Raw genomic sequence first — 17,217 nt, forward strand, 5'->3', positions numbered from 1 at the left:
GAACTCAATGGTATAAAGAAAGAGAGCACTATTGTGCTCTCTTTTCGTTTTTTACATACTTGAACAAGTAATGAAAGCAAGACGATGTTATTCGTTTGCTCATTAACAACTTACTGCGCGTTCATCTGAGTGAGTTTATCGCCGACAGGTTTTGAGAAGTTAAAACCATCATGCTGATCCCAGTTGATAGACCACGTCATTATCCCTGCATAATTCGGGTAAATGAACGCTGGTTTAACGGTGCCACATGAAGTGCCTTTGGTTAAACAATCTAGTGCGCTGATAATATTCTGTGTCGGAGCCTGCCCTGAATTTGCTGAGCTAGGACCTGAAGGTAAGCCGATTGCGACTTGATCATCACGTAGTGGTGCAAACTGAGTGCCGTCGGCCAATTCAAAGCCTTCGATCAGCATTTTAGATTGCGCTACCATCATATCCACAGAGCCTTCTGGTGCACTGCCTGGCAGATATGGGTTTGGCAAACCACCGTTGTTATATAGCTGGACGTGAAGCAGGTCGAGCGTGCTGCGTGTCTCATTAATCACAGGAATGTAAGCTCCCCAAATACCGCTGTAAGCCACATAGCCGCCTTGAACATAAGGATGCTCAGGTGCCATGGTTAGGTACATATCGCCACCCATGTTTTGCTCTATTTGAAGCAAAGCACGACCAAGGCGAGCTTGAATTTGCGAGCCATGAACCAAGTTAGATCCACTCTCTAAATCCACATCAAGACCATCAAAGCCCCACTCAGCGATAAGACCTGTTAGGCTAGAGACAAAGTTGGCTTCGTCTTGATCGGTATTCAGCGTAATCGTGCCTTCTGCGCCACCAAGAGAGAGAACAAACTTTTTACCTTTAGCTTGAAGCGCTGCCATGTCTTGTTTGAACTGTGCTGGGTCGAGCGCTGGACAATCGCTGTAAATATCGCCTGAATATAGATTAAAGTGCACGGTACCATCACTGTTGCGGTCATTTTCGGCAAAGGCAATATCAATCACATCCCACGCATCAGCCATATCCGCTAGACGAATTGGACAGCCAGCCCCATTTACAAAATTGTGCCAGTAACCGATGAGTTTATGACGTTTCTCTGCTTGCTCAACCACCGTTATTGCTGCTGCGTCAGACAATGCATTGCTTCCTGACAAATCCACAGCTTGGGCGCTAACTGTAAAGTTACCAAGTGCAGTTGGTGTCCAGTTGGCTGTGTAAGGTGCCGTGGTATCGGTTGCAACAATAGAGCCGTTGATCATGAAATCAACGTGTTTAATGCCTGAGGTTAAAGATGTTGCATCGGCACTTAATGCGAGGTTTTTGCCTAAGCCGACGGTTTGACCGCTACTTGGTGAAGTCAGTGAGACGACCAAATCTTTATCGCTGACTTCCACACCAACCAAGGACTCTGACGTGTTGTTATCATTATCGGTTGCGACGGCTTTAAGCTGGTTAGCGCCAATAAGTGTGGCGTTCCAAGTAACGGAATATGGTGCTTGAGTGGTGACCCCTAAGCTGGTGTTGTTCGCAAAAAACTCAACTTGCGTGACTGTGCCATCAGCATCGCTTGCGTTAGCCGTGATTTCGTTATTGCTGCCAGCGAGCACGACTTGTCCATCCGTTGGTGCCGTAATGGTAACTTGCGGTGGCGTCGAACAAGCACCTAGGCCACTCCAAGCATCTTGCCAGTATAACCCTTCACCTGGCTCGTAAGCCCATGTCGCATCCGAGGAACACCAACCCGCAACATCACAACGATATTTTTGGTTGAAGTGAGAAACCAGGTCGCCAACTTGATAACTCGTTCCCGCCGCGTAAGGCACTGCATCTGAACATCCGCCCGTCCCTGTTTCTGAATTACTAACAACAAGCGTTACTTCTTGGCTCATGGTTGCGAGGTATGTGTCATCAGTCGCTTGTGCTTTAAACGAATGTGTACCAGCATTCGCGGTCCATTGATATTCGTAAGGTACGCTGGTATCAATCGCAACGGATTGATTGTTCACGAAGAACTCAACTTGTGTGACCACACCATCAATATCATCAGCTTGAGCGGCTACGGTTAGGTTATCGCCTACATTAAGCACTTCTGTGCCTACTGGGCTTGTCAATGAAATGCTTGGTGGCGGTAATTCGACTTGTGGTTGAACTTGGATAGAAATCGTCGTGGTGGTAACGGCTCCCTCATTATCGGTCGCAATTGCGGTCAATTGCGAGACACCTTCAATAGCGGTCCAAGATGCTTCGAATGGTGCTTGAGTTGCCACAGCAACCGTTTGGTTGCCTGCAACAAACTCAACTTGTGTGATTTGACCATCTTCGTCGGCTGCGTTGGCTAGCAAGGTGATCGCACTGCCTTCGGGAATTTGTGCGTTGTTTGTTGGAGAGGAGAATGACACTGTTGGCTCTAGGTTGTTGCTTCCACCATCACATTGCCCTAACGCTTTCCATGCCTCCCAAGCCCCTGAATTGGTAACAGGGTCATTGCCTTGCGTCCAATACGCGGCCTCGTAAGCGGCTCCTTGCGTTTTTACTAAAGTGCCCGATGTATAAGTCGCAGTGCTGTCCCAGTCGGGTAGGCTTTGGCAGTTATAGGCTTGAGCTTGGTAGCTGACGCTGAGTGCTGCAACCATCGCTCCGTGAAGTAGAGTGACCTTCATTTTCCTCTCCTTGAGTCATGGATATAAATGAGAACAGAGTAATAACTAGCTGATAAATAGACATAAGGGGGAAAAAGCGAAGCACAATATTCTGCTTTTCGACACAGTATCACGAGGAACTATTCGTTCCTTACACCAAAGCTCATTATTTTTCGGCTCACTTCACGATAGAAGAAGCACAAATTCTAGGCGTGTGAAAAAGACAAAAGTCGCTAGGTCTTAGAATGATGAATGTGAGATGTACGTTAAAATTTACAAGCTGAATGACTGTGAATTGTTTCAACTGTCGAGTATTTAACCGGAGCGCTCTTGTTGAATAGTGAATATTGCTATAGTGTACTAGTTAGCTAGTTCAATGATATTTTGTGTGAGTAGTATGACACAGCAAACCTCTTCTCAGCCTCGTGAGCATTTTGGCTCTCGTCTCGGATTCATCTTAGCAGCCGCAGGTGCCGCAGTTGGCCTTGGCAATATTTGGGGCTTTCCAACCCAAGCTGCCAGTAATGGCGGCGGGGCTTTCCTGTTGGTTTATTTGGTGATGATTCTTATCGTCGCATTTCCTATGCTGGTGGTTGAAATGGCGATTGGTCGTCATGGTCAAGCCAATCCGGTAGATAGTATGCGTTCGCTTACCAATCATCCGGTAGGTAAAAAGCTCGGCGGTATTGTGGGCTGGATTGGTTTAAGCGTACCAAGCGCTGTTTTAGCGTTTTACTCTATAGTCGGTGGTTGGCTGATCTGCTTTTTACTGGGTGCAATCACAGATCTAATGGGGTTAGAAGCTGCAACTCAATGGCTAAAGGGCTTTAGCGTTGAACGTAACTTGTTCGGAGCCATTACTTTTTATGTGCTAACGATTCTCATCGTACAAGGTGGCGTAAAACAAGGTATTGAGAAGTGGTCCACACGTTTGATGCCAGCATTGTTTGTTCTGTTTGCCCTGCTGTTTGCTTACATCATGACGCAAAACGGTGCGATGGAAGGGCTAAAGCATTACTTGGTACCGGATTTCGAAAAGGTATGGGACCGCAAGTTGATTCTTGCTGCAATGGGGCAGGGCTTCTTCTCGCTTACGATCGGTGGCTGTTCAATGCTGATTTATGGCTCTTACTTGAGTAAGAAAGAGAACCTACCAAAGATGGCGATGAACGTGACCATGGTAGATACTGCCGTTGCTTTCATTGCAGGGTTAGTGGTGATGCCAGCGATGTTTGTTGCGATGCAAAAAGGCGTTCAAATCTATGCTGAAGATGGCTCTCTATTAAGCTCTGATACGTTGGTATTTACCGTATTGCCGTTGATGTTTGATAGCTTAGGTTTGCTTGGTCAATTGTTCTCTATTGTGTTCTTTTTATTGCTGACGATTGCGGCGCTAACGTCTTCAATTTCAATGTTAGAGTGTCCAGTGGCGTTAGTGAGTGAGCGTTTCAACACCAAGCGTAGCGCAACGAGCTGGGTTTTAGGTGGTCTCATCGCCTTGTTCAGTGTGGTGATTGTTTATAACTTTGGCGCTCTATTTGGTATGGTCGCGACGGTTGCTACTCAGTATCTACAACCAACCGCTGCGCTCTTATTCTGCTTATTTGGTGGTTGGGTATGGAATCGCAACTCAAAAATCAAAGAGCTTGAGCAAGGTTGCCCGGAGTTTACGCAAGGTTGGTTTGGTAAGTTATGGCCAGCGTATGTGAAGTTTGTATGTCCAATTCTTGTGGCTACGGTCATCTGGGCTTCATTCGGCTAATCGAAACGTCTATTGGACAAAAGAGAAGGGCTTGATGAGTGATCATCAAGCCCTTTTTCATGTTGGTTATTCCCAGTTTCAGTTACCCGCGGTGATTGCAGCGGGTTAACGGAATTGTCCTGCTTCTGGAAGAAAGTCAAAACCAGCAGAAGCCAGTTTTGCTTCTAGTGCTGTGCGATCGATATCGAAGAAAGCTACCAGTTTATCTAAGTCACCACCGAAGTCGTCGCGTAGCTTCATATTTACAATGCTCATGAGCATGACAGGATCCATGGATTCAAAGTTAGCTAGATTCATTACTTATCCTCAAAATCTGAAATCAGTAGGTTTGCTGCAGCAAATGCCGCTTTTTCACGCACTTCTTTAGGCAGAGACTCATCCGCCGCAACATCGTTCAGCGCTTTAACAGCACATGAAATTGCCTGAGGAATGTAAGCTTGATCGCCACTACCAATTTGAGCATAAAGCTCACGAACCAGTTCACAACAGCCGTATACTTGCATGTTTTCTTTCCACTAAATGATAACTTATCTCAATATACACACAGCAGATTTGAAACTCAAAGTGCAGAGTTGTTTTGGCTCAAGTTGAGGAGTTGCTTGAGCGAGATTTAATCACTGCATTTGTACTTCTAACTGCTGAGTGACTTCTGGTGAAAGCTGAAGCTGTTTTGCCAGTTCTTGCAAATACGCTTTTTCCATGAAGTTTTGCTCATCAGCAACAATCAAAGATGCGAGATAAATTTCTGACGCTTGCTGGGGAGAGGTCGCCTGATTAGCAATTTCAGCAGGATCGAGCGGTTTGTTTAGTTCTTGCTGAACGAGCTGACGTACGTGCTCATCTGCGCCCATATCTGCGAGGGCTTGCTCGATGCGGGCCATTTCCTCTTCATCGACATGGCCATCGGCTTTTGCGGCTCCAATCATTGCTTTTAAAATTAGTACACTGTGTTTGCTGTCATCGGGGTCAAAGGTCTCATGAACACCTTGACCGGACTGTTTGGCTTGCCAGTCGTTATAAACTTTGTAGGCTAATGCTCCAAGCGCAGCAGCGCCACCGACTTTTAATGCGCCCGAGCCTATTTTCTTGGTCATTTTTTTACTTTTCTTCGAGCCCATCAGCATGCCGATAAGGCCTCCGCCAACGGCGCCTGCTCCTAGCGTTTTCAGGCTACTTGAGTTTGATGAGGATTTGATGTTGTTAGTTTGTTTACCTAACGCATCAGCCCCTTGCTTGAGTAAGTCTGATTTGAGTGCTTGGTTTAGAAGACTTTTTAAATCCATAACTGACCTCCTTTAGATGATGAAATCAGTTTAATAGCAAGAAGCTGAACCAAAGATTAACAAAGTGAATAGATCTAAAGGGGAGTAGTAAGGTTGCCCAGTAATAAAAAAGGGCTGACCGAAGTCAACCCTTACTAATTATTTTGAAATTACTTCAAATGAGAACCGTCGAGCGCTTACTTTAGTTGAGCCTTTACGTGCTCGATAATATCAGTCATTGCGACTGGCGTTTTCTCACCAGTAGCACGGTTCTTGTATTCGAAGTTGCCTTCTTTCATTGAGCGGTCACCGATAATAATGGTATGCGGTACACCAATAAGCTCCATGTCAGAGAACATTACACCTGGGCGTTCTTTACGGTCGTCAAATAGGACTTCGATGCCCATTGCCGTTAGCTCAGCGTACAACTTCTCAGCGGCTTCTTTTACTTCTTCTGACTTGTGCATGTTCATTGGAACGATCGCAACCTGGAATGGTGCGATTGCATCTGGCCAGATGATGCCGTATTTGTCATGGTTTTGCTCAATAGCAGCCGCTACGACACGAGTGATACCGATGCCGTAACAGCCCATTTCTAGAATGACGTTCTTACCATCAGGACCAAGTACACCACAGTTCATCGCTGCCGAGTAAGCGTTGCCAAGTTGGAAGATATGGCCAACTTCGATACCACGCTTAAGCTGGATAGTGCCTTTACCACATGGGCTTGGATCGCCTTCAACCACGTTGCGTAGGTCTTCAACTTGACCAAGCTCTGTGTCACGACCCCAGTTAATGCCGAAGTAGTGTTTGCCATCGATGTTCGCGCCCGCACCGAAATCACTCATTACCGCTACGCTGCGGTCAACGATGAACGGCAGTTTAAGACCAACAGGGCCTAGAGAACCAGGACCAGCACCGATAAGCTCACGAATTTCTTCTTCAGATGCCATTTCCAGTGGAGCTGCAACCTGAGGAAGGTTCTCTGCTTTCACTTCGTTCAGTTCATGATCGCCACGAATGATAAGCGCGATGATTGGTGCATCAACTTCGTCAGACGCTTTCACAAACAAAGTTTTCACTGTTTTTTCAATTGGCAGCTCGAACTGTTCAACCAATTCAGCGATTGTTTTTGCGTTCGGCGTATCTACCAACGTCATTTCTTGCGTTGGTGCCGCTGCTTCAGAGGCTGGAGCTAGTGCTTCTGCTTTTTCGATGTTTGCCGCGTAATCTGACTCGGTAGAGAATGCGATGATGTCTTCGCCACTTTCAGCCAGTACGTGGAACTCTTGAGAGCCGCTACCACCGATAGCACCGCTATCTGCTAGTACAGGACGGTAATCCAGACCCATGCGATCGAATGCTTTGCAGTAAGCATCGTGCATTGCGTCGTATGACTTTTGTAGGCCGTCTTTATCAATGTCAAAGCTGTACGCATCCATCATTGAGAATTCACGAGAACGCATTACACCGAAGCGTGGACGACGTTCGTCACGGAATTTGGTTTGGATTTGGTACAGGTTTAGCGGAAGCTGTTTGTAAGAGCTCACTTCATTGCGAACAAGGCTAGTGATCACTTCTTCAGCGGTTGGGCTAAGTACAAACGGACGAACATGACGGTCAGTAAAGCGAAGTAGCTCAGGACCCATCTTTTCGCTGCGGCCTGTCTCTTCCCATAGTTCAAACGGCTGAACAACGGGCATCAAAGTTTCGACTGCGCCTGCATTGTCGATTTCTTGACGAACGATGTTTTCGACTTTACGCAGTACACGTAGACCAGTAGGTAGCCAGGTGTATAGACCTGAAGCCAGCTTACGGATCATACCTGCACGTAGCATGAGCTGGTGGCTCACTACTTCTGCGTCGTTTGGAGTCTCCTTCAGAGTAGAAAGAAGATAATTACTGGTACGCATTAAATTTATCCGTTTATTTAAGTTAGATACTCAAGCTTGAATAAGCTGGAGTATGGGAGTTCCCGAAAGGGAAATTTATTAGCCGTCTATAATATCAGCCAATTGCGTTTGTCAAAAGCTTTCAATAGCGGTAACCGTTATTAAGTTGCTTGTTGCTGTGAACTTTACGTTCAAGTCGAACAAATTTACCGCATATTCTTTGTGGTCCGGCTTGCTTTTCTTGTATGCAGGACGAGGATCTTGTGCCAGAACTTGTTCAATGACTGATCTTACATAGTCAGTATCGGATCGATTTTCTATCGTTGCTAATGCTTGAGCAGAAAAGGTGACTTGTGACTTTTCTGGCTCTTGGTCTGCGTATCCGCCTTGTGCTTCCGAAATAGAATCCGAATAGGGGATATAAGGCTTAATATCTACAATCGGTGTCCCATCAACGAGATCAACGCTGCCTAAATCAAGATAGATTTGATCGCCTTGCTTAGTGACTCCTTTCACTTCAACGGCTGACATTCCGATTCCGTTTGGGCGGAAAGTCGAGCGTGAGGCAAAGACACCTATTCGTTCATTGCCGCCTAGTCGTGGCGGACGGACGGTTGGCTTCCAACCTGCTCCCAAATTCTGATCAAACAAAAATAACAGCCAAACGTGAGAGAACTGTTCTAGCCCGCGTACTGCTTCGGGGCTATTCGCTGCACCTAACAGTTTTACGCGTGCTTTCGCTGTTGGTACTAAGCGAGGCTGGCGCGGTACTGCAAACTTTTCTTTGTACGGTGTCTCAATGACGCCGATGGGTTCAATGGAATACATGGTGGACATCTTTAAGAATTCATTGAGATGAAAAGTATCACAAATTTCTCTTGCTTTTCTTGTTGATAATGATTATTAATTAAAATGTTATAACATAACACCTTAATTAAGAGGAAAAGTATTATGAAACCAGGAATCCACCCTGAATATCGTCCAGTGGTGTTCCACGACACCAGCGTAGATGAATACTTCGTTGTTGGTTCTACGTTGAAAACAGAGAGAACCATCGAATGGAAAGATGGCAAAACCTACCCTTACTTTACGTTAGATGTGTCGTCAGCCTCCCATCCGTACTACACCGGTAAACAGCGAGTGGTTCAAACAGAAGGTCGTATTGCGAACTTCAACCGTCGTTTTGGTCAATTTAAGAGTGAAAAGGAATAAATCATGAAGGTAGTCAAATCATTAAAAAGTGCAAAAAGTCGTCATCCGGATTGCCAGATCGTAAAACGAAGAGGGCGTCTATATGTCATTTGTAAGGCGAATCCGAGGTTTAAAGCAGTGCAGAAGTAATCGTTCTGCATATTTCTGGCTTATGGTTTTGTTTAATTGATAATTTTGACTTAATTGTTTTACATGGATGAAATATCTACGTTTTTGTTCATTATTGGTTATAAAACTCTCTAATGGTCACAGTTTGTAACATTTAGGGCTTTTCTTTAACCTTCTACTCAAGTACCCTTCGCTCGCTTTTTTGACATTTTTGTCACATTTGCACAGGAATAAAAACAAGGAGGGAACAGATGAGTTCATCTGATTCAATTAAACAAAACTCGCCTAAGAAGCCGCTGTTTACGCGCTTTTTGGATACTGTCGAATATTTGGGGAACTTATTACCTCACCCGATCACACTATTTGCCATTTTCTGTTTAGCCATTCTGGTGATGTCGGGCATTGCAGGATACTTCGAAGTTTCCGTTGTAGACCCTCGTCCTGAGGGCGCAAAAGGTCGTGCCGCAGATGGCATGATTCATGTCGTCAGCTTACTTAACGCTGATGGACTCGAACTTATCGTTACCAATTTAGTGAAAAACTTTGTTGGCTTTGCGCCTTTAGGCACGGTTTTGGTTGCGATGTTGGGTGTTGCTATTGCTGAGTACTCTGGTTTGCTATCTGCAGCTATGCGTGGCTTGGTCATGGGCGCATCTCAACGCATGGTAACAGTGACTGTTGTTTTCGCTGGTATCATTTCAAATACGGCATCAGAGCTGGGGTATGTGGTACTTATTCCACTGGCAGCAATGCTGTTCCATTCTCTAGGTCGTCACCCACTTGCAGGCCTTGCTGCGGCATTCGCTGGTGTATCTGGTGGTTATTCAGCAAACCTACTTATCGGTACGGTTGACCCGCTACTGTCAGGTATTACTGAAACTGCAGCGCAAATGATTGACCCAACTTACACTGTTGGTCCAGAAGTTAACTGGTACTTCATGTTTGTTTCGACGTTCTTCATTGCAATCACTGGTGCGTTTGTTACTGAAAAAATTGTTGAGCCAAAGCTTGGCAAATACAGTGAAGAAGAAGCCTCAGAAGATTTGTCTAACGACAAAATGGGCGGCTTGACAGACATTGAGAAGAAAGGCCTAAAACTAGCAGGTGTTGCTGTACTGGTTGTTTCTGCGTTGCTTGCTTGGACGGTTGTTCCAGCAGACGGCATCTTACGTTCTGATGCAGGTACAATTGCAGGCTCTCCATTCCTGAAAAGTATCGTGGCATTCATCTTTGTGTTCTTTGCTATCCCAGGCTTTGTGTTTGGTAAAGTTGTTGGCACGATGAAGACGGATCGCGATGTGATTGATGCAATGGCGAAATCGATGTCTTCTATGGGCATGTACATTGTATTAGTTTTCTTTGCTGCTCAGTTCGTTGCTTTCTTTAAATGGACTAACTTCGGTCAGGTATTCGCAGTTGCTGGCGCTAGCTTCTTGCAAGAAATTGGCTTAACTGGCCCAATGTTGTTCTTTGCCTTCATCCTCATGTGTGGCTTTATCAACCTAATGATTGGTTCGGCATCGGCACAGTGGGCAGTGACGGCACCGATTTTTGTTCCTATGTTGATGCTTGTTGGTTATGCACCGGAAACGATTCAGGCTGCTTACCGAATTGGTGACTCGACGACAAACATCATTACTCCAATGATGAGCTACTTTGGTTTGATCCTAGCGGTAGCAACTCGTTACATGAAGAACTTAGGTATCGGTACGCTGATCGCGACCATGCTACCTTACTCAATCTGCTTCATTGTAGGTTGGAGTGTGTTGTTCTATCTGTGGGTATTCGTATTTGGTTTACCAGTAGGCCCTGGCGCAGCAACATACTACACACCGTAAAAAACGGTTACCTCACACAGCTCCATTATAAAAAGCCTGCGAACGTCGCAGGCTTTTTTATCGATTGAGACTGTGCACGCAGGCTTGCCTGATTATAGATGTCGATTTATAGCTGAAAACGCATCAACAAAGGGCGATAAAAGTGCTGAGTGAGCCAGCACAAGCTTTTCCAAATTATGCGTTTGTACCAAGGTAAGTGCGCAATATAAACATAGCTAAATTCAATTTCTGGCCGGGCTTTTCTGTTGCGTTTAAAAGCTGGAGCCCCTGAGCTCATATTAAAGCGACGCTGGCATATCATTGCGTGGCGGATGGTATAAGCAGATATTCTTCTATACAGCGCAAAACTCTGCGGCTTATTGGTATCGTAGCCAAAAATTGGGCAAGTCATGTCGTTATCAATTTCTACTATGCCTAACGTAGCCAGCATCTCTTCTTGATAAAATAGTCCCACTAAATGCACTAAGTTATTCTGGTTAGCCTGTTTTAAATATTGGGTTGAAAACTGGATGTTATTCCGGCTGTATTTATCAAGGTAAAGCATGTCATATAACGCTTTGGCACGCTGAAACTCTTCATCAGTAGCCAGTGGCTTAAACTGCCAATCTTTATCATTAAACAGCTTGAAGTCTTTCGTTAAATCTCGGTTGAAGCTGAAGGCTTGCCAATCCTCAAGTAAATACACTTGTCGCGTTACTAAGCTTTGCCATTGTTGCTGTTCTAATCGCTGAATTAAGTGTGAGTGCTGAAGTTGGTTGAGGGAGCGAAGCACCAAGGGAAAGGTGGGGTATTGATCGAGTGCCACGCGACGCAGTTCATCAAGGTTTAAGGATTCCCATTGTTCGCTATACATATTGGTGGACAAGCACTGATTGTTGAGCGTTTGGACTTGATCCAATCCAGCTAATGATAAGATTGGTTTAGTCATATTAATAAGTAGCTTACATACCCATCGAACAGCCACATTTTTGACTTTGTGAAGCTCTTCTTCGGCGTAGCCACTAAGCAGTGTCATAGGGGACACGGCATAACAGTTGTTTGGTATTTTTGGTGTTACGGAGTAGGGAATGGCAACATCATCGATATAGTAGCAACCGAAGCTTGCTGTGCATTCATCAATAGGATTCGACTGCATAAGAGTGATAAAGGTTTTATGCCATTCTTGAGAGGAAAGCGTCATGATCTCAACGCCTCTCCATTCCACTCAATATCAACGGTAGAAGCGGCGCTCCATTTTGCCTTGTTCTGCCTAGCTAACCGGAGTAATTCAAACACACTCCGGATTTGGCTCCCGACCGGTAAGTTATGCTGTTGCATAACATTCACTCCAGACCACCAATCTTGCCAAGTTCGAGCCTTGAACAGGGATAACCCACCTTCAGCGATGAGTGTTATTGGCCCTAAATGATGCAATCGCTGTTTGGAAGGACTGGTAAACTCCATATTAGGAAGCAGTTGATTGCATCGAGACGAGAGTAGGTGCAAACCACTGGTGGCTCTTGGGTTACACTCAATCACGTAGAGTTCATTTTGTGATTGGATGAAGTCAAACGACACTTGCCCATGATAAGTATGACGTTTACCAAAAGCGGCGATAAATGTATCTAGTCGATCGCATGAGATCGGCTGAAAAGCACTGGCGGCCGATCCGTTTACACAGTATTTCGACACATAAGCTTGGTGTGCTTTAAGGTCACCATGTTCAAAAATCGCATAGTTACACACCGGAGTCCCATGGATTTTTTGTTGCTGAACCCAAGGGAAAAGGTGTGATATCGTGGCGGCAGAAATAGACTGAGTTGTCACATCTCTTATTACTTGCCCGCCAAACCGAGAGTAAACTGGCTTTAGAACGGTTCTCTTATTAATTCCAATCTCACTTTTATCAGTGACCAAACGAGTTTTTGGAAGTGTAATTTCTGGCAAACCTTGAAGCTGTTCAAAGACGGTCAACTTGTTGTGCAGGGCATTGAGCAGCGCCACATTGGGCAGAAAAAAATCTACTTCTGGGCATTGTTTGGCAAAATGAGCCAAGTAATACACTTCTTCACAAGTGGGTATCACCATATCAATACGCATCTGAGTAATGATTTTTAGGAGCTGCTGTTGATAGGTGGGAAATGCAAATCGAGGTGAAGCGGTGGGTATATAAGACTCGATGCCTCGCAAAAATGATCCCAGAGGCTTTTTTAGCGAATCGGTGAGAATTACTTCATGTCCATGATGCATACACATGGTTGCCCACTCTAGTGCAACTGGTGCCCGGGCTCCGGTGATTAAGACCCGCATATGTTCACCACACGTCGTTGTTTATTCATTGGCGTCCAAATAGGCGCAGGGCGGTAACTAAATCTGACAGGATCAAGCCGTAATTGGTCAAACAACTTTATCAAGGCTTGATGTATAACCCTATGGTGGTGAACATCCGCTTCAATTTGAATGGTTTGTGACCCTGTTTGGGTGATTCGGTAATCCACGCGACCTTGGGCAGATAGTGTTATAGCGTGGTAGATGAGATCTGGTAACACCGTCACTGGGACGTGGTTTGCGTTTAGCGTGAGGCGATCACCACATCGTCCGGCAATCGCTCCAAGAGGTTCAAATACGCCATTATCCTGTTTATTCTCAATAATATCGTCGAGCTGATAACGAATAATTGGCTGAGTTTTACGACGAAAATCGGTGATGATGGGGCTGTAGTGAGTACGTTCGGTATTCAGCCAGTGTTTTTCGATGTAAACAACATCTTGATTCCAGCGCATTTGTCCATGCTGATCAGTACATGCAAGAAAACCTTCAGTACATTGATAGACTTCATGGAGTTCGCTGTCGAACCGTTGAGAAATATAGTGACGGTCACTCTCGGTTAGAACCTCTGCCCCAGAAATGATCCGTTGTGGTTGAATTGCGGGTTGACCAAATTGACCGCTGAACTGGGCGCAGAGCTGAAGAGCTTGCGCACTACCAACCAAAAGCGTGGGTTGGAACTCATCCAGCTCTTTTATCCATTCTTGGTAAGGTTTGGTTAAATCGGCATAAAAGAATGTGACAGGCCCTTTCGCGACGGATTTATACAGTGGGCTGTTGGCTCGCAAGGCTAGTGCAATTCGGTGCTTTTGCCATAGGTTGGGCAAAAGGCGAGCCAATATATTGCCGGCCCACAGTTGTGTTTCCTGCTTGTCAGCAAGAAACAGCCCGCGCATGCCTGATGTGCCCGAAGAAAGCCCAACCGTAACATCGCCAACTTTCGAAGCGGCAAAGTTGCGTGACTGCTCTGCTTTGAGTGCCTGCTGCATTAACTGTTCAGCATCTAAGCCCTTCGTATTTAACTCTGAAAGGTTCTCCATCATGATTTGCTTATTCATGATAGGGAAATCACTGAGTGGTGCACCCTGAAAAGAGCGGTAATACGGTGAATGACGGCATACCCAATCCAAGTGTTGCGTTAAGTGTTGTTGCTGCCATGTTTCGACTTGTTCCCTTGAGCCGAAAGGGCGGTAGCGGGTTCGCCAGAATTCTGAGATAAGCGTTCTCACTTAATCCATCCTTCTTTGATTAGCTGCTGGATAGTTTCCTGACAATGTGAAGGTACGAAGCGAACAACGTGGTGGGCTTGTTGGTAGCAACTTCTCAACTCGGAGAGGGTGTTTTTATAGGCTTTTGTATCATCGCAAAGCATGTTCGCCAGCCAATGCTGATCGATATTTTCACTCAAGCTCTCGATTAACCAGCATGCATCGGCAAGTAAGAACAGCCAACCTTGCTCTCTTTTAACTAATAGGCCCACTTGACCCGCAGCATGGCCTGGCAAGCTAACCATATAAATGAATCCGTCGTCGAACATGTCTTTACAGAGCAAATTAACACCTTGGCACTGAGGAAGAATTTGGCTGATTGGTACAGAAAAATCATGATGAATGAATAAGTTAGATTCAAGTTGTGGAGGAAGTAGAGCTTTTAGGTATCCTTTTCTTACGCCTCCAATTCGACCACTTTTAGTAATCGCATCTACCCCTTTTTGTTGGCAATGCAATTGAGAGTGAGAAAACTCAGACACGGCGGCAATGTGATCAGCGTGAAAGTGGGAGAGCACTAAATGCTCAATATCATGAGGTTTGAGATTTTCTTTTGCTAACTGCGCAACAATCCCATGTTCTTGTTGATAGCGGCAAGGTGTTGTCCAAGCATAAAAACGTTCAGGGAAGGGACGAGTCGCGCTAAAAAAGTGCTCGTGATATCCCGTATCAAACAGGATGTTGCCTTGTGTCGGGTGTTGAATTAACGCAACGGCTGCCGGAAATGCTCTAGGCTTGATACCAGAGCCTGGTTTGACAACAAAGCCTGGGTGTACGCAGTGTCCAGCCTCAAAGATTTTTATTTTTAGACCAGTTTGCATACTGCTGTATTCCTTCTTGAATTGAAAAAAGCGGTTGGTAATTCAGTTTTTTTATCGCCTTGCTGATATCCAGAGTTTGATGATAGTTAAACAATCCTGCGCTGTATGAAGTGAGCCTTGGCTCTGGCTGATGTGGTAAGCGCCTTCGTATTTGCTCACTGAGCTTTAATAATGGTGATACCACACCGTATGGTAATGATTGTAACGTTACTTTTAGGTTCAACCCCACACATAAAGCTTGTAGAACAGTCTCAATTGGCATTGGTTCGTTGTTGGAAATATTGAAGACATCACCATGCTGAAGCCGGTCTGCCTGAGTGCAAGCGAGCATCGCCGCATGGGCAACGTTGTCGACATAAGTTAGATCAACCACTGGGTTTCTACCCGATGGCAGAAGCAGAGTGTTGTTTTTTATCGCCTTAAGCACTCTTGGGATAATCGCGCGATCGTTGGGACCAAAAATGCCACGCGGTCTTAAAATGATCGCTTTGCTTTGGCCTTTTATGGCTTCAAGTTCAGATAGGTATTTGGTGTGTGCGTAATCATTACACCAGTGTGAAGCAATGGCGTCGGTTTCTCTAATATTCCAACGGTCTTGATGGTCAAAATAGACGCTGGTGGAGGAAATATGGATAAAGCGCGAGATTTGATGCGAATTAGCCGCACTGACGAGGTTTTTGGTGGCATCTACATTGGCTTGATAAAACGCTTCCCACTTGCCCCATGGGCTTGAGAGAGCGGCACAATGGATGATTGCATCCATGCCGTGGCATACCGCATGAACTGCTGAGTGGTCTCTTAAATCGACTATATGTGGGATAACATCGAATTGCTCGGCGAGTTGTTTAGCGATGACTGTGTTTCGTGCTGTAAAATGCAGTTCATGCTGCTGGTGAAACATTCTTAGAATTGCGCTACCCAACATCCCACTGCCACCAGTGACTAATATCTTCATAGTTTTAGCACTCCCATCCCTAGTGACAACCCTGCGGCGGTGCCAGCTAATAACACATGTTTTCCTGCTGTTTCTGGCTGATTACGCAGCCAGTGTAAGTTAATTGGGAGTGAGGCGGCGACTTGGTTTCCCAAAGTCGAAAAGTGATTAACTGTTTTCTCGGTTGGTAACCCGGTGAGTGATGGCAGTTTTTTTAATCCGTGCGCACTGGCTTGATGCGGAAGAAAATAATCAATATCGCTGAGTGTTACCGGAGAGGCGTCAAAGCCTTTTTTTAGAAACGCCGGTAAGGTTTTACGCACATGTTTAAACAGTGCTTTGCCCTCCATCTCAAACTGGCAGCTTTTTAAATAGGCTTGATGCTCTGAGGTATGAGGGTTGACATGACTACCTCCGCCCTTAATTTGACAAAATGAATACCCGGTATGATGCGTTTCAAAGTGACTGGTGAGCAATCCATCACCGTTGTGTTCTTCGAGCAAAAATGCGGCGGCACCGTCGGCGAATAGGGTTGCAACTTCTGGTTTTAGCGTAAAATTTCGATTCAGTGTGATGCCAGTAGCGAGTTCGCTGGTGACAATGAGAATCCGACGGTACCGTTTTGCGAAGAATAGACTCTGAGCAAGATCAAGCGCAGAGAGAAATGATAAACAGGTGCTGTTCAAATCAAAGCTTTCTAGCCATGTTGGAGCGTCTAACGCGGCGAGAACCGCTGAGGCGTCGTAGGGCAGAGACTGATGGTGAGTGCCGCTGGCGTAGATAAGGAGATCAATGGAGCCCAAGGTATGTATGTTTCCTAAACACTGCTCTATCGCCTGCACCGCCATGTAAATAGCGGTCTCTTTTGTATTGGCTACATGACGATATTCAACGTCGAATTTATTTCGGCAGGTCCCTGGCGCCAATTTTAGGAAGCGATCCATCTCTCGATCTGACCATTGATTCGTTGGCAGATAGCTTCCACTAGAAACGATGTTAAAGCCCATTATTCTCTATACATTTATTAAAAACGTCGTTCAAAATAAACCACGTTGCATATTGAAGCTATGGCGAGCGAGATGAAAAATAAACAGAACAAAACAAATGGGAGTAAGAGCACGCTTTGGGTGCAATGCTGAAAATGAATTTTCAGGAATGAGCCAGGCTTTGATTTGCT

General features: G+C 45.4%; 16 protein-coding genes. 4 read left to right on the plus strand and 12 right to left on the minus strand.

All coding sequences use genetic code 11. From position 1 onward, the window contains the following. Window positions 1-110: 110 nt before the first annotated feature. Window positions 111-2,657, minus strand: a complete 2,547-nt coding sequence (locus tag D8S93_RS01625; protein WP_152811734.1) for an Ig-like domain-containing protein — start codon at window positions 2,655-2,657, stop codon at window positions 111-113. Between the two features lie 376 nt (window positions 2,658-3,033). On the opposite strand from D8S93_RS01625, the gene D8S93_RS01630 reads away from it, so the two are divergent. Continuing rightward, entirely contained in the window at window positions 3,034-4,398 is a 1,365-nt protein-coding gene (locus tag D8S93_RS01630) for a sodium-dependent transporter (RefSeq protein WP_046874979.1), read from the plus strand. A 105-nt stretch (window positions 4,399-4,503) separates the two neighbouring features. Here the strand turns inward: D8S93_RS01630 and D8S93_RS01635 are convergent, their stop codons facing one another. The 5 genes from D8S93_RS01635 to tsaA all read right to left on the minus strand — a co-directional run bounded on the left by D8S93_RS01635 (window position 4,504) and on the right by tsaA (window position 8,380). Further along, window positions 4,504-4,695: a DUF4250 domain-containing protein gene (locus tag D8S93_RS01635; RefSeq protein ID WP_012841490.1), complete on the minus strand. Its 192-nt coding sequence runs from the start codon at window positions 4,693-4,695 to the stop codon at window positions 4,504-4,506. Next, window positions 4,695-4,901 (minus strand): YaeP family protein, encoded by a 207-nt coding sequence (locus tag D8S93_RS01640; protein WP_005391765.1) that lies wholly within the window; start codon window positions 4,899-4,901, stop codon window positions 4,695-4,697. The genes D8S93_RS01635 and D8S93_RS01640 overlap by 1 nt, the downstream gene beginning before the upstream one ends. Before the next feature lie 111 nt (window positions 4,902-5,012). Beyond that, window positions 5,013-5,681 carry a tellurite resistance TerB family protein gene (locus tag D8S93_RS01645; protein WP_046874978.1) on the minus strand — a complete coding sequence of 223 codons (669 nt, stop codon included), beginning with the start codon at window positions 5,679-5,681 and terminating at the stop codon, window positions 5,013-5,015. A gap of 176 nt (window positions 5,682-5,857) precedes the next feature. Then, window positions 5,858-7,573: a proline--tRNA ligase gene (locus D8S93_RS01650; RefSeq protein ID WP_152811736.1), complete on the minus strand. Its 1,716-nt coding sequence runs from the start codon at window positions 7,571-7,573 to the stop codon at window positions 5,858-5,860. Window positions 7,574-7,684: 111 nt separating this feature from the next. Then, a complete protein-coding gene (gene tsaA, locus D8S93_RS01655) occupies window positions 7,685-8,380 on the minus strand; it encodes a tRNA (N6-threonylcarbamoyladenosine(37)-N6)-methyltransferase TrmO (protein WP_152811738.1) in 696 nt (231 codons plus the stop codon). A gap of 123 nt (window positions 8,381-8,503) precedes the next feature. Between tsaA and D8S93_RS01660 the strand changes: the two genes are divergently transcribed. The 3 genes from D8S93_RS01660 (at window position 8,504) to D8S93_RS01670 (ending at window position 10,710) form a co-directional block, all read left to right on the plus strand. Then, entirely contained in the window at window positions 8,504-8,764 is a 261-nt protein-coding gene (locus D8S93_RS01660) for a type B 50S ribosomal protein L31 (RefSeq protein WP_012841491.1), read from the plus strand. Between the two features lie 3 nt (window positions 8,765-8,767). Next, on the plus strand, window positions 8,768-8,893 hold the full coding sequence (gene ykgO / locus D8S93_RS01665; protein WP_009844388.1) for a type B 50S ribosomal protein L36: 126 nt from the start codon (window positions 8,768-8,770) through the stop codon (window positions 8,891-8,893). Between the two features lie 230 nt (window positions 8,894-9,123). Continuing rightward, a complete protein-coding gene (locus tag D8S93_RS01670; protein ID WP_006742541.1) occupies window positions 9,124-10,710 on the plus strand; it encodes an AbgT family transporter in 1,587 nt (528 codons plus the stop codon). A gap of 106 nt (window positions 10,711-10,816) precedes the next feature. On the opposite strand, the gene D8S93_RS01675 is transcribed toward D8S93_RS01670, so the two are convergent. From D8S93_RS01675 to D8S93_RS01700, 6 genes are read right to left on the minus strand one after another with little or no spacing between them, the layout of a single operon-like run. Beyond that, window positions 10,817-11,890: a hypothetical protein gene (locus D8S93_RS01675; protein ID WP_152811740.1), complete on the minus strand. Its 1,074-nt coding sequence runs from the start codon at window positions 11,888-11,890 to the stop codon at window positions 10,817-10,819. Next, window positions 11,887-12,999 (minus strand): ATP-grasp domain-containing protein, encoded by a 1,113-nt coding sequence (locus D8S93_RS01680; protein ID WP_152811742.1) that lies wholly within the window; start codon window positions 12,997-12,999, stop codon window positions 11,887-11,889. The genes D8S93_RS01675 and D8S93_RS01680 overlap by 4 nt, the downstream gene beginning before the upstream one ends. Continuing rightward, window positions 12,987-14,246: a F390 synthetase-related protein gene (locus D8S93_RS01685; protein WP_319802948.1), complete on the minus strand. Its 1,260-nt coding sequence runs from the start codon at window positions 14,244-14,246 to the stop codon at window positions 12,987-12,989. Before D8S93_RS01685 ends, D8S93_RS01680 begins: the two co-directional genes overlap by 13 nt. Continuing rightward, entirely contained in the window at window positions 14,243-15,106 is an 864-nt protein-coding gene (locus D8S93_RS01690; protein WP_152811744.1) for an MBL fold metallo-hydrolase, read from the minus strand. The genes D8S93_RS01685 and D8S93_RS01690 overlap by 4 nt, the downstream gene beginning before the upstream one ends. Continuing rightward, complete coding sequence (locus D8S93_RS01695) at window positions 15,075-16,061, minus strand: NAD-dependent epimerase/dehydratase family protein (protein WP_152811746.1); 987 nt, start codon at window positions 16,059-16,061, stop codon at window positions 15,075-15,077. The genes D8S93_RS01690 and D8S93_RS01695 overlap by 32 nt, the downstream gene beginning before the upstream one ends. Further along, entirely contained in the window at window positions 16,058-17,047 is a 990-nt protein-coding gene (locus tag D8S93_RS01700) for a ketoacyl-ACP synthase III (protein ID WP_193387717.1), read from the minus strand. Before D8S93_RS01700 ends, D8S93_RS01695 begins: the two co-directional genes overlap by 4 nt. Window positions 17,048-17,217 lie beyond the last annotated feature (170 nt).

The organism is Vibrio sp. VGrn 2 (assembly GCF_009361695.1).
Lineage (GTDB): Bacteria > Pseudomonadota > Gammaproteobacteria > Enterobacterales > Vibrionaceae > Vibrio > Vibrio diabolicus.